The organism is Rhodanobacter sp. FW106-PBR-R2A-2-24, assembly GCF_058789615.1.
The window spans coordinates 67,625-80,115 of the sequence record NZ_JBYTBV010000001.1; the positions used below are offsets into that span (position 1 = coordinate 67,625).

Consider the following 12,491-nt stretch of genomic DNA (forward strand, 5'->3'; position numbering starts at 1 on the left):
CGCGTAATGAAATATGCAGATGGGAAAGAAGTCAGGCTAGGCGATCATGTGGCATTAGGGGGGGGGCGCGTAGGAGTTGTTGTATGCTCTATCGACACGAATGAGTACACCACGCTCTTTCCACAAGAACAGTGGAGCTATTTGCGTTCCGGTGTGATAGTCAGAATGGCTGGGGCTGGATTAATCCACTACCTTGAGCCAGATGAAGACTTCGAACAATTGCCGGGAAGTTCGGCACCGCGTGAATGACCTGAGTACCGAACAAGGCGCCTCTGGAGGCGCCTTGTTTATTTCATTGGTGTTCGTCCATCACTGGATCCTCTCGCCTCCCAATGAGGGGAGGCGGTGGACTCTATGGCTGCGAGGCGCCACTCAGTGTCGCCACAGTCGAGTTCACCGCCTTCGGCTCTACCAGGGCGGCGGGTGTCGGCTGCGCTACCTGCAGAAGCAGCAATAAGGAGGCGGAGGAAATTAATTTGCAACCGTCACAGACATGCTGGGCCACGTCACGCTGCACGCCTACTACGCCAACGGCAAGCGCCACACGATGACCGATGCGCGCCGTCAACCAGAACCTTGCGGTTAGAAAAAGGGCTGCAGGGAAATATGGGGTAAAACCTCACTGCCAAGCTGGGGCACATGCATCGAACGCCCGCCTCATGCGGGCCTTCGATGCATGACGTTTGGCGGTAGGCAAGACATAGCGGTTCATGGTCGGCCACGTCAGTGACGCGGTCGCGTGTTGAACGACGACAGCAGCAAGATCACGCATTACAGCTACGACGTTCACTGGTCAAAAAGCTGCTGCTGCTGGTCAGTTCACTTGCCTGAAATGGTCAGCCGTGTTGGCAACAGATGGTCAGCTCGATGGCAATACGCAGACAGACCGAACGCCTCCTCGAGTTCGGCAAGCTTCGCCGGCTCGAAAGGCGCTGACGTACCAGCCATGTGGATCAACGGTTCTCGGAGCGGAACGAGTCGTGCTTGGACATGGAAGACCTCCAAGGTTCAAGAAGCCGTCGACGGGAATCGGCGGTGGTTGGAACCTCGGGGAGCACGATCCCTGTAGGGATGCGAACACCCCAAGGGATAGGAAGACTGCGCAGTGAAACACTGCGGAGGACGCACACGCCTACAACGGAACGGTGATCGCGAGATCACGTCAGAATCCGGAGCGAGGCGGTCTGCGTCAAAGTCAACGCGGCGCGGGCCGAACGGTCGGGGCGCGAAGACTTCAGGTACACATGCCGGAGGCGGACAACGACCCTCGGGTCGAATCGCACACACGCACGCATGTGGCTGGCCGAAGCCAGACGGAGGTAGCAGCCGAAGCTGCAGTGTTTGGCGCATCGCGGATGCGCTATGTCGCCGAACAAAGGGTGATCGGTCCTAAGCGGACCGAGGCCATCGGGAGAACCCCGACGTGGTACGACAGCCGCACGGAGCGGCGGAACATCAGACCTATCTCTGGTGGATAGGAGCGGCTAGGAGCGAGCCTCGGCGCTTTGGTTGTGCATCTGAAAAAGCATGCCAACCAGAAATCGATGGGCAGACGGTAAGACGTGAGGGTACGCGGCGTCAAGCGGATTCTTGCACCACGGCGATGGGGCATCGGATTCGCCTCCACCCACTGCACGGACACCCCGTTGCCACGCTCTTCGGTGCGGCGGATCGCCGGCGTGTACCGCCCGCTTTGGGCGCCGGCCCTTTGTGTGCTGGCTTCTACGAGCTCAACGCGCCGGCCTCGGCTGCTGCACGGGCCGATTGCGCGAAAATCGCCCGATAACAGCCGAGTTTCGAAAGTCCACCGTCCTGGCACGACAGGACAATGGAGGCACCAACCACGCAAGGAGTGCACCCGTGAATGCTGCCGTTACCGACCAGACCGCCGCCGCCGGCGGCCGTACCGACCGCGACCAGCGCCAGTCGGCCAAGCGCACCCGCAGGCTCGAGATGGCCACGTGGGTGCCCAAGCAATCCACGCCGTACCGCCTGGAAAAGCTGGTGCTGAAGTCGAGCGCCGCCCAGTACGTGTACCACCTGGGCCTGGTGATGGCGCAGAAGTCCTTGTACTTCTTCTACTTCACGCTTCCGGACAACAACGAGGCCGTGAAAGCCGCCGACGCGATCGTGACCAAGAAGGTTGACGCCGTCTTCACTGCGATCGACGACGAGGTCAAGCGACTCACCGCTGTGATCGACGCGCAGCTCCCGGATCGCCACACCGGCTACTCCGACATGCTCACCTTCGAGGTGGCCATGTACTGCCCTGAGGCCGCCAAGATCGGCGACATCGTGCGCAAGTACGACACGCTGGTTGATCTGCTCGATACCCTGTGGTTCGCCGGTTTCGTCAAGCGCGAGGAGCGCGGCGCGCTGATCCAGAAGTACCGCGCGATGATCATCGGTCTGGCCCGACAGCTCTACCTGCTGAGCCGCCAGGCGCGCAGCTCGGTGACGCGGCAACGCGCCCAGCGCGACAAGGAGCGGCAGGAAGTGGCAGACCGTCGCGCGGCCGCCGCCGAAGGCCGGTCCGCCGACGCCGCAGAGGCGCCCCCGCCCGCCGCCTCTGCGTCCGTCGCGGCAGCCGCCACCGATGCAAGCGTGGAGGAAGCGCCGGCGAAAGCCGCAGCCCCCCGCGCCAGGCGAGTCGCGGCCGGCGCCTGATGCTCAACGACGCGCAAGCCAGGGCCGTCGGGGTATATGGGCACTGCCTGATCACGGCGTGCCCAGGGTCGGGAAAAACGACGGTTCTGGTTCACCGCGCAGCTCACCTCCTGTCCAAGCCAGGCGTCACGGTCATGGGGGTGACCTTTTCATCCGAATCGGCAAAGGAGCTCGAGCGCCGAGTAAAGGCGAAGGTGCCCGATGCTGCCAAGCGCGCGCTGTTCGGCACATTCCACGGACTATGCAAACGTCAGCTCGAGGCCGGCGGACATAAGTTCAAGCTGGTGAACGAGAACCAGCAGTCCGATCTCATGCGTCGGGCCTACGTGGACACCATCACGACCGAGGACCAGGTCGACTTCGAAACGTCCGTCGCCTTCGTCGACAAGATGAAGTCCGCGGTCGATCCGATTCTCCCGTCCCCGCATGTCGAGCCGCGGGTCAAGGTCTACGAGCGCTACGAAGAGCTCCTGCGCCAGACCGGCGCCTACGACTTCGCTGACCTACTCCGCCTGGCGGTGCGCGGGATGCGCACCGCGCCCGGCATGAAGGGGCACGTGGCCCCCTACACGTCGACCTACATGCTCGTCGACGAGTGGCAGGACACCGACGAGGTTCAGTACGACTGGGTCAAGGAGCACATCACCCACGGCACCTCGGTCACCGTCGTGGGCGATGACGACCAGTCGATCTACTCATGGCGCGGCGCCAACGGTGCGAAGGCCATGAACGACTTCAAGTACCTCACCCAAGCTACGCACGTGGCGCTGGACACGACCTACCGCTATCCGAAAGAGATCATGGCACCGGCGGCGCAGCTGATCCTAAACAACGAGGACAGGATCCCGAAGGCGCTCAGGACGGCCAACCTCAGCGAGGGCGTGGTGGAGGTCATTCGCTGCGCCAGCGAGGACGATGAGGCAGCGAAGATCTGGACGGCCGTCCTCGAGTCCGGCGAGCCCGGCCACTGGGCGATCCTAGCCCGGACGAACATGCAGCTTGAGAGGCTGGAGCAAAAGAAGCCCGACGGCGTCGCCTGCCAGCGCATAGGCGGCACATCATTCTGGGAGCTGCAGGCGCCGGCGCTCTTCTTCGCCCCGCCCGACTTGCGCTCGTCTCCCTCCTTCTTCGGATAGATGACCAGCACGGGGCGCTTGTTCGCGACCGCATCTCGGATCTGCCGGAACATCGGGCCGACGTGCTCGTTGCCGACCCACAGGTGCGTGTGAATCACCTTCTCCGCATGCGTCTGGCGCAGCTCGGACACCTCGACGCGCCCCAGGCGCATCAGGGCGACGGTGCGGGGAATGCAAGTGGCCGACATCTCCATCAGGTGCGTCTGCTTAGTCAGATAGTGCTCGCGCTGCCCACGCGACCATCGCTGCTGCTCGTCCACCACCACCAGGACGAACTCGCCGATGTCTCGCGTCAGCACGGCGCTGGTACCCACCACCACGCGAGAGAGCTTCGGATCGGCGTCATCCTCGTCCCCGGCCACCAGACTTGCCGGGACTTCCGGGTAGACCTGGACGAAGCCGTCGTAGAGCTGCTTGGCCAGCGGATAGGTCGGCGCCATGATCAGCACGCGACCTTGCGGAATATCGGAGACCGCTGCGGCAAGCACGTGGCACACCGCCGTCTTACCGGTGCCCACGTCGCCCGAGATGATCGAGCGGGACTGGTATGGACGGGCGAGCCGCTCACGCATGTCGTTGACGGCCCGGCGCTGGTCGTTCGTGAGCGGGAACGGAAGATCCCGGATGCGATCATCCAAGCTGGGCAGGAACAGCGGCGTCGCCGGCTGGGTCTCGACAGACCTTTGCGTACGCAGTCGCATTCCCAGCGCGGCGATGCGGATGTACGCGGCGCGCGCATGCTCCGCATATTCAAGCGATGCCGGCGCATGGATCTGCCACAGCAGTTGCTGCAGCGACCAACCTTCGCAGCCCACGGCTTTCAGGATGGTGGGCATCGGTGCCAGCTCCGCGAGCTGGTCAACAAGGAAATCGCAGGCCTTGTGCACCATGTGAGGGAGGTAGCCGTGGATGATTGCGCGCACCTCCATCCGGAGGCTGCCCGCCTTCCTAACGGGGTAGACGGGGCGAACTCGGCCAATCCATTCCGCCTCAACGACCTCGACGACTGTGATCCAACGGCGCCCGTCCCGATCCTTCGCCTTGGCGAGGAAGGCCATGGTCTGGCCTTTCACAATGCTCTCCGCGGGCGTGGGGTCATCGCCAAATAACGCGGCCTTGTAGATGTTGCCGGCGTCGTCCGCGAGGAGGAACGCGAAACGCGGTGGCCCCGAGGAGCTTCGGCTGGGCGACGACTGCACCTTAGCGACAACGCACGTGGCCTCGCCTTCGGCCATCAGGGATAGATCCCGGCAGGGCTCGGTGAAGTCCTGATACGACTCCGGCACGAGCAGCGGAGTCTCCGACGGGCGAGTGATGCCGAAGGACTTCAGCGCCGCATGCGCTGCGCTCTGGCGACGCCGTTCGTCACCTGTTTGGGCTGCCGCAACGTTCACTTACCCCTAGGCCCCTGGTCGTCCTTGCGCCAGGGCGGAGGCACCTTGCGCGCGGTCAGCAGGTGGATCAGGCCGACCGCGGCACCGAGGAGAAAGATCGTCAACACGGGGACGACCACCTTCGGCGCGTTGAGGCACAGGTAGCCGACCAGAAGCGCGAGCAACCCAAGCGGGATCGCGATCCTCGGATTACTGGCGATGACCCGCAGGATATGCTTCATGCCCTGTCTCCTGATTACCACCGTTCTTAATGCAAAAGTGGCCGGCGATTATTTGCCCGGCCACGTTGGTATTATCTCTTTAGCCGCCTGATACCTATTTCAAGCTATATCAGGCGGCTTGGTCAAAAGGGATGTCGTCCTCGAATCCGCCATTGGTGCCACCGCCGGAATTATGCGGGTATCCATTACCACCACCATTCCCGCTACCGCCGCCACGCGGCGAATTACCGTATCCGCTACCGCCGCCATTCCGATTTCCGTTTCCGTAATTGCGACCACCGCCGTTGCCGGACTGGCCGCCACCATTGCCATTGCCCTGGCGACCGCCCTGACCATTCCCGCGGTCGTTCTGCGGTGCGTTACCGCGCTGGCTGCCGTTGCCTTGGTGCTGGCCCGAACCGTCGCGGTTCGGATCGCTGCCGAGCATCTGCATCTCGCTGGCGATAATGTCCGTGGAGTAACGCTCGACACCGTCCTTGTCGGTGTACTTGTCCGTGCGCAGCGAGCCTTCGATGTAAACCTGGCGGCCCTTGGCGAGATATTCACCGGCGATTTCGGCGAGCTTCCCGAACAGCTTCACGCGATGCCATTCGACGCGCTCCTGCTTTTCGCCACTCTGCTTGTCGACCCACGATTCACTCGTGGCGATGCGCAGGCTGGTAATGGCGGTGCCACTGCCAGTAAAGCGGGTTTCGGGATCGGCGCCCAAATTGCCGATCAGCGTGACCTTGTTCACTCCACGTGCCATTGTCATTCGCTCCAGTTAATCGCCGAATTTTCGGCGTGGTGTTTCTCGTACCCGGAAGGTCGGGCTCTCTTGGGTGTCACGCTGAAAACATACGCCCCGCGCCGGCGACGAAAAGATCGTTGAATTTCAGTTTCCCCACGTGGTGGGCCCCTGAGCCGCCGTGGCCGCGAACGGGCCAGTGTGGTTTCGGCTCTCCTGCACCAGCGTTTCGTGGAGCCGTTCCGCGGCTCTGATGACATCCATAGCCTTCATGCCGTTGAGTTTGGATCGGGCGGCGTCGAGCAGCATTGGCTCGCTGATCTGCGAAGGCTGGACGTGTGCGGCGATCATCTGCTGGATCGGTAGGCTCCCCACGATCAACATCCTCACCGACTTCTGGAAGACGCGTGCGTCACGATCCGGAAGGGCGGCGGTTATCTGATTGATGGAGTCGACGAGCGCGTCGCTGCTGCTTCCGTTGATCGCGATCTTGTAGCCAGGCAAATCTGGCGTCACGTGGGCTACTGGGGCGGGGACGGGCGCAACGGCGGATGACGGAGCCTGTTCGGCCACCGGCGGCGCAGGCGCAGGCTCGTGACCTTTCAAGCGCTCTCGCAGCAAACTCCATTCGACTGCGGTGTAGGTCTTGTCGGCGCCACTTGCCGCGGCGTCGAGGTATTGCTGCTGGGCGGGTGTGACGAACCCGACGTTGTGGCTAACAGTTGGCTGCGCGCCGGCTGCCGGGCCGCTGACCTCGAGCGGAATATCGCGCCACTCAACCTTCATCCAGCCGAGAATGGCCACCATGGCGATGAGGAGCAGGAACGCGCCGCGCTTCACCCAGACCTCCTGCGGCGCGTTGGCGGCGGGCTGAGGTGGCGGCCTGCGGGCGCTAGTCTGAGGAGCAGGGATGGCCGAGGATGGTCGGCGGTGCCGAGCTTTCATGGTCTTGGCTCGCATGGACATGTTCCTGGATCAACCGCCGTTGCTGTCGTTGAGGAAAGCGGTCGGATCGAAGTCGGTGGCCCAAAGACCCACGCGGTGCGCCTTGGCGAGTTCCTGCACCATGTTGTAGTCGTTGGTGACTCGAGGAAGCTGGAGCGCCCAGCCCTGTTCGACAAGCTGGGAGCCAAGGTCGATATAACCGACAAAGCAACGCCCGAGCGTGCGGCCGTTCAGATCCTGCCCCTTTGGATAGCAGCCGACCTTTTGGACGCCGATGAAGTCCCTCAGCGACCGCGTCGCTTCATCGCCGCAGAACCACTGGCGGCTGCCGGTGACGCACTGGTAGTTCGACGAAGGGATCTGGATGCCCCAGAGGACGAACACCTGGCCACCGACCTGGATCCGGTTGCCGGAAAGCAAGGTAGCATCGCCCACGATGGCGCCCCTCTCAGCCAGCCTCATGGTGACTCGGTCGGCAAGCGGCGCCTCGGCACCGGGATCGGCGGTCGCAGTCGACGGAGCGGTCGCGGGTGCGGGGTTGGCGCGCGGCGCGAAGATGTTCCCCAGGATCTCCCGCGCCGACACGTCGCCGCTGGTGTCACTGGGCTCTTGCTCTCCCGTGATCACCGCCCCGACGCGCTGGCGTAGATCAGGCCGCGCCCTGAGGGCCACTAGACCAGCGAAAACGACGAGGCACGCGAGGGCCAGTGCCGTCGCCATGCCACGCTTCTGGGGTTTGACGTTCTTTGCCATGCGACTTCCCTGTGGTTGTGATTCCTCACGGTAAAGTCTAGGGTTGTTCCCCGGAGAGGCCATCTTGAAACTGGGCCATTTCTGGGGCAGTTTCTCCCGAACGCGCCTTGCTCCCGTGGCCCAACCACGTTACCGAAGGGTGGCCAAAGTGCTCCTCGCCGGGTCGCAAAGGCTGGTAACAATCGGCATACTTCGGCGCACCTTCAGGGACAGACGCAGGATTCTCCGTGGCCCCCTCCCACGCACCCTCTCACGAACGTGACGATCGGCTGGCCTCTCCGACTCCCGTCGAGGCGTGGCATCTGGCCGCCGTGCAGACCCTGAGTGAGGTCATCGACGGCCTCGGGGCGATCGTGGCGGAGCCGAACAAGGATCCGAAAATCCTCCTCGAGCTGGAAATCGGCGCCCTGCAGCAGCAACTCGTTAACAGCTGGCGTGCCTTCTGCGACACAGCGTTGTTGCGCACAGACCGCGACATGAGCTTCCTGTTCAAGGAACCGGCGCTTCCTGTGCGGATTCGCCTGGAGGCCGAGCGTAAGGCCATCGACATCACCTGGGCGACGCCGGAACCGCAGGATGGTGCGCCGTTCCTGCTCCCTGGTCGCCACGCTCTGGGCACGACGACGTTCGCCGAACCGTCCAACCCCTTCCAGCCGGTGCGCCTGACGAAGCTGCCCGAGGACACAGTGCTGCTCGACATCACAGACGCCTTGCACGCAGCGACGGCCGCGGTCGTTGAGGTGCTGCGAACGGTGTGCCACGACCTGAGCCATCACGTGGCGACTTTGCCGACTGCCGTGGGCTACCAGCAGATGTCGTTCTTCGTGGCCTTCTACCAGCGAGCCGTCCGCCTGCTCGAGCAGGGACTTGGCGACGACGAGTTTCGCCTGTGGGATCGAAACGTCGTCGAGGCCGCGAGCTTCGTAGACATCCCAAAGGCCATCGTCGCCAGCAGTACATCGTCCAACGCGATCCGCGTCCTCGCGGTGAGCCTGGTAGCCGATCTGTACGAGCGAGCGATGAAGAACGCCGAGATGGAGCACGGCCAAGATTACGACGTGCTGGTCGAACTGGTAAGTAAGCGGCTGAACCAGGCGCACACGCAGTTGTCGTCCATATTGGATGGCCACAACCACATCCTGCTCGCGACGCACGGCGCCGCGGACGTGAAGGCCACCCCGGTGGTGATCATGCGGACGGTGCCGGCGCGGTTGCCGCAGCTTGCGCTGATCCCCTCCCAGGCAGACGTCCTCCGGGATCTACTGGACAGCGTTCCCGTCATGTAAACCCTACTGTGCCCTTCGGCGCAGACGCGCAACCACGCGCTGCACGACGTCGCTGGGTATTGCGAACGACAAGGGCATGCTCGAGCCGTGATCGGCCTCGAATATTTGGGCGTTAATGCCGACGATTCGTCCGGCCAGGTCGAACAGCGGGCCGCCCGAGTTGCCTGGTGCCTCGGGCACGTCAGACTGGATGAACCGCACCGGGTTACGTCCTTTGAACTTGAGGTCTCGGCTGGTGGCGCTCACGACGCCCTCGGTGACCGTGCCCTCGAAGCCGTAGGGTGCGCCGATCGCGATCACCTGCTGCCCGGGGCGGACGTTCGCCGAGTCCGCCCAGCTGGCGGCGTTCAGGCGATGCTCCGGGTGAACCCGCAGCAAGGCCAAATCTGCGTCCGTGTCTACCCCGAGCACAGTCGCGCGAAGCGGCACGTCCTCTCCCGACCCTCTGGGAAATCGCACAAGCAACACGTTGGCGCCGGCAACCACGTGCGCGCAGGTGACGATCTCGCCCGCGGCGCCGACGACCACCCCGGCGCCGCGAGCAGCGCGGGCGGCCAGGCCCGCCTTCGCGATCGCCGCCGGCGAGGCGTCGTCGAGGTGGTCGCCAATGATGCTGACGGTGGAACGCCCGCCGACGGCGGCGGCGGCCACGAGCAGATCGGCAGCGCCGGGCGACTTTGCCGTGGCCCGCGCTCGGTTACCGCATCCGGCGGTGCCCAGCCAGAAGGAAGCGAAGGATGCGGCCGCCACCAGCAGCGCGAGGCCGCCCCACACGAAACCGCCGGATTGCGTGCTCATCTGCAATCACCATCATCGGCAACAGGCGGCAACACGCCTTCCCCTCGCTGGTGCAGGAACATCGCGAAGTTGGCGACGTCCAACGGGTCGCCCTTCGCGACTTGCTCGCGCAGCATGTCGGATAGCCGCTGCTGCATGCCGGGCTCGTCGTCGTTCCAGCCGCCGCGCCCCTTGGATCGCGCGATCGCCAGCTTGGCCTTCATCGCCTCGGCGAAGGCGTCGACGGCCACCTCGTCGGGGTGCGCACCGGATAGCGTCTCAGCTTGATTGCTATCAGTCATGGCGTCAGCTCCCAGTAGCTTTCGATTGGCAGGCGCTGCACAGGTCAGGTTCGACCCAACTGCATCCGCCGGGGCACGCAAAGCTCTCGGTGCATCCGCAGACCCGGCACGATCCGGACTGCGACAGCAGCGGCGGGCGCACATCTGCTTTCGCCTCGAAGTCTGGTGCGGACTCACTATCGGACGCCGCTTCGGCGTACCGCTTGGCCAGCAGCTCGGTGGGGAATCGGAAGGCGCGGACGACGTCGACGATGTCGAACCCACGTCCCAGCACCCCCAGGTATTCACCCACGGCAGCCTTTCGTTTCAGGACGAAGCTCCCGCGCATATGACCCTCCCTGTCCTCGCATCGATTGGTGCCGATAGCGTAGTCACCGCGCGCGAATGCGCGGAGCCTGCAAACCCTCGGAAATTCGCCGATTTTCTCGGGGTTGGCTACCGACGAAGGCGCCGTGGCCTCAGCCGGCATGAAACGGTGCCACCCCGCATCGCGCGTGCGCTGCCGCTCGTCCGGCGCGGACGATTTGCCCCGCCCGCGCCGGCCACCTGCTTACGCCGCCTCGTCGAACCCCTTGTACTTGAGCTGATCCATGCGGCAGTCGGATTCGTCCTGGTCGGTACGCTCGCGCTGGTAGACTGGCTGATATAGCGACCCGCCCAACCGCGCCACGTTCAGGTACTGCACCTCGACGATTGCATGGACGGCCGGTATCGGTTGGTTTGGCGGGATCGTGACGTTCCCAAGTCGATGCCAAGCCCCGGCGGAGTCCCGCGCCTCGACCTGCACGCTGCGACGCCCGGTGTTCAGCGCCATCACGCGCACGGTGGCCGATGCCAGAAACTTGTACTTGTGCCACTCGGCGTCCGTGGTCTGGAGGCCCGGCACGTAGGCGGAGCCATCGCGCTTGAACACGACACCCTCGCGGCGTGCCGCACGCACCTCCTCGAGCAGTCTCCGCTTATCCAGCGTCGTCCGGGCGACGCGCGAGATCCGCACCGACGCGCCGGGCTTGATGACCTCGCGGAGGATCTTCCGGCGCTCGGCCAGCGGGAGGGGACGGAGGTTACGACCCTCATGCTCCAGCACGTCCCAGAGGTACACCACGTCGCCCATGCTCTCGCCGTCAAACACCGATCGGCCGCGCCAGCCGACCGCGCACGTGCGCATCTCGGCATCCACGGCGTCCGCCAGAGGGGTCATGTTGCCCTTCCGGTTTACGCCATGCGCGACGATGGCATCGTCGCACTCGACGACCACCAGACGCCGCTCACCGTCATGCTTCTCCTCGACGCTGTACTGCGGGTCTAGCAGGTAGCGATCAAGTTCGTGGTCGCCGATGGGGTTGAGCAGCATCGGCCGGATGTCGGTACTGGTGAACGCCCGCAGCGGCACGTCGGCCATCCCGCCAATGGCGGCATCGCTGCCGAGGTAGCCCTTGGCGAGCTTCGCCTTCACCAGCCGGAGGTATTCCTTCAGCGCCTTCTCGTAGGGCACGGCTACGGTGATCTTGTCCTGTGGCTTTAGCGCCCCTCCGATAGCGCCGGACTGGGCCTTGAGCAGCCATCCGCGGCCGTCGGCGGCACGTACCAACTGGACTCGGTATTCCTTGAACGAAGTTCCTTCGGTACAGGTGAGGCGGATCGACTTGGCTTCTTCAGTCGCAGGATTGGCGTTCATGCGGCGTACCTCGTGGTTGCGAATAGGAGTGGGCGATGCGGTAGAGGTCGCCGTCATCCGTCCACGCCCTCCTCTGCGTGTTCCTCACCCTCGCCGGCTTTGGCGAGCGCCATCGCGGCCTCGATGGTTTCTCGGTCGCCTGCCGGAAACGCCTCGCCGCTATTCAGGGCGTCGGACAACGCCGTGAGGGTCACCTGACTGCACCCCACGGGGCCGCCGGCATACTTGGGATAGGAACGAATCCACAGATAGGCATGGGTGCCCGGACGCAGCACGAGGATGTCCTCGCCGAGACGCAATTCCTCGGCGATGCCTGACGGCATCCAATCCACCCCAACCTGGATTTCGATGGCGGAGAGGCCGTGCTGGATGCCAAGAGCGTTCAACGCCTCAAGGCGCGCGACCAATGCCGGGTTCACTTGCCACTCGACCCATGCGGGGCTGTCGCCGAACTCGGCGCAGGAGTGGGCGTTCAGATACACGGTCTGGCCGCTGGGGGACGGGACGGGGCTTTCGGCAGTCATAGGCGCTACTCGTTCGGGAAGGACGACCCATGCTGGCCGGGTGCTGGCTGTCGCAAAGATCGTGAGACTTCTGCGCGCAGC

The 12,491-nt window shown here is 64.1% G+C and carries 13 protein-coding genes and 1 pseudogene; 4 read left to right on the forward strand and 10 right to left on the reverse strand.

The features are described 5' to 3' along the window. Positions 1-6: 6 nt before the first annotated feature. The 3 genes from AC3WQA_RS00290 to AC3WQA_RS00300 all read left to right on the forward strand — a co-directional run bounded on the left by AC3WQA_RS00290 (position 7) and on the right by AC3WQA_RS00300 (position 3,803). The gene (locus AC3WQA_RS00290) at positions 7-249 is read left to right on the forward strand and encodes a hypothetical protein (protein WP_492673254.1); all 243 of its coding nucleotides are present in this window, start codon (positions 7-9) and stop codon (positions 247-249) included. A gap of 1,611 nt (positions 250-1,860) precedes the next feature. Next, entirely contained in the window at positions 1,861-2,667 is an 807-nt protein-coding gene (locus AC3WQA_RS00295; protein ID WP_369487819.1) for a hypothetical protein, read from the forward strand. Beyond that, positions 2,667-3,803, forward strand: a complete 1,137-nt coding sequence (locus AC3WQA_RS00300; protein ID WP_492673255.1) for an ATP-dependent helicase — start codon at positions 2,667-2,669, stop codon at positions 3,801-3,803. The genes AC3WQA_RS00295 and AC3WQA_RS00300 overlap by 1 nt, the downstream gene beginning before the upstream one ends. Before the next feature lie 170 nt (positions 3,804-3,973). Here the strand turns inward: AC3WQA_RS00300 and AC3WQA_RS00305 are convergent. The 5 genes and pseudogenes from AC3WQA_RS00305 to AC3WQA_RS00325 form a co-directional block, all read right to left on the reverse strand. Beyond that, positions 3,974-5,038: pseudogene (locus AC3WQA_RS00305) on the reverse strand (DEAD/DEAH box helicase family protein); the annotation flags it as partial. A 155-nt stretch (positions 5,039-5,193) separates the two neighbouring features. Further along, the gene (locus AC3WQA_RS00310; RefSeq protein WP_369487836.1) at positions 5,194-5,418 is read right to left on the reverse strand and encodes a hypothetical protein; all 225 of its coding nucleotides are present in this window, start codon (positions 5,416-5,418) and stop codon (positions 5,194-5,196) included. Between the two features lie 109 nt (positions 5,419-5,527). Then, on the reverse strand, positions 5,528-6,166 hold the full coding sequence (gene ssb / locus AC3WQA_RS00315) for a single-stranded DNA-binding protein (RefSeq protein ID WP_369487837.1): 639 nt from the start codon (positions 6,164-6,166) through the stop codon (positions 5,528-5,530). A gap of 126 nt (positions 6,167-6,292) precedes the next feature. Next, a complete protein-coding gene (locus AC3WQA_RS00320; protein WP_369487838.1) occupies positions 6,293-6,985 on the reverse strand; it encodes a hypothetical protein in 693 nt (230 codons plus the stop codon). A 135-nt stretch (positions 6,986-7,120) separates the two neighbouring features. Beyond that, complete coding sequence (locus AC3WQA_RS00325; protein ID WP_369487839.1) at positions 7,121-7,843, reverse strand: thermonuclease family protein; 723 nt, start codon at positions 7,841-7,843, stop codon at positions 7,121-7,123. A gap of 227 nt (positions 7,844-8,070) precedes the next feature. Here AC3WQA_RS00325 and AC3WQA_RS00330 point away from each other — a divergent pair, with 227 nt between their 5' ends. Continuing rightward, positions 8,071-9,129, forward strand: a complete 1,059-nt coding sequence (locus AC3WQA_RS00330; protein ID WP_369487840.1) for a hypothetical protein — start codon at positions 8,071-8,073, stop codon at positions 9,127-9,129. Positions 9,130-9,132: 3 nt separating this feature from the next. Here AC3WQA_RS00330 and AC3WQA_RS00335 read toward each other — a convergent pair whose 3' ends face one another. The 5 genes from AC3WQA_RS00335 to AC3WQA_RS00355 all read right to left on the reverse strand — a co-directional run bounded on the left by AC3WQA_RS00335 (position 9,133) and on the right by AC3WQA_RS00355 (position 12,410). Beyond that, positions 9,133-9,927, reverse strand: coding sequence for a S1C family serine protease (locus AC3WQA_RS00335; RefSeq protein WP_369487842.1), 795 nt, complete (start codon positions 9,925-9,927; stop codon positions 9,133-9,135). Continuing rightward, positions 9,924-10,208, reverse strand: coding sequence for a hypothetical protein (locus tag AC3WQA_RS00340; protein WP_369487844.1), 285 nt, complete (start codon positions 10,206-10,208; stop codon positions 9,924-9,926). Before AC3WQA_RS00340 ends, AC3WQA_RS00335 begins: the two co-directional genes overlap by 4 nt. A 4-nt stretch (positions 10,209-10,212) precedes the next feature. Beyond that, complete coding sequence (locus tag AC3WQA_RS00345; protein ID WP_369487846.1) at positions 10,213-10,536, reverse strand: hypothetical protein; 324 nt, start codon at positions 10,534-10,536, stop codon at positions 10,213-10,215. Positions 10,537-10,758: 222 nt separating this feature from the next. Continuing rightward, the gene (locus AC3WQA_RS00350) at positions 10,759-11,886 is read right to left on the reverse strand and encodes an ATP-dependent DNA ligase (protein ID WP_369487848.1); all 1,128 of its coding nucleotides are present in this window, start codon (positions 11,884-11,886) and stop codon (positions 10,759-10,761) included. 53 nt (positions 11,887-11,939) lie between these two features. Next, on the reverse strand, positions 11,940-12,410 hold the full coding sequence (locus AC3WQA_RS00355) for a hypothetical protein (RefSeq protein WP_369487849.1): 471 nt from the start codon (positions 12,408-12,410) through the stop codon (positions 11,940-11,942). Positions 12,411-12,491 lie beyond the last annotated feature (81 nt).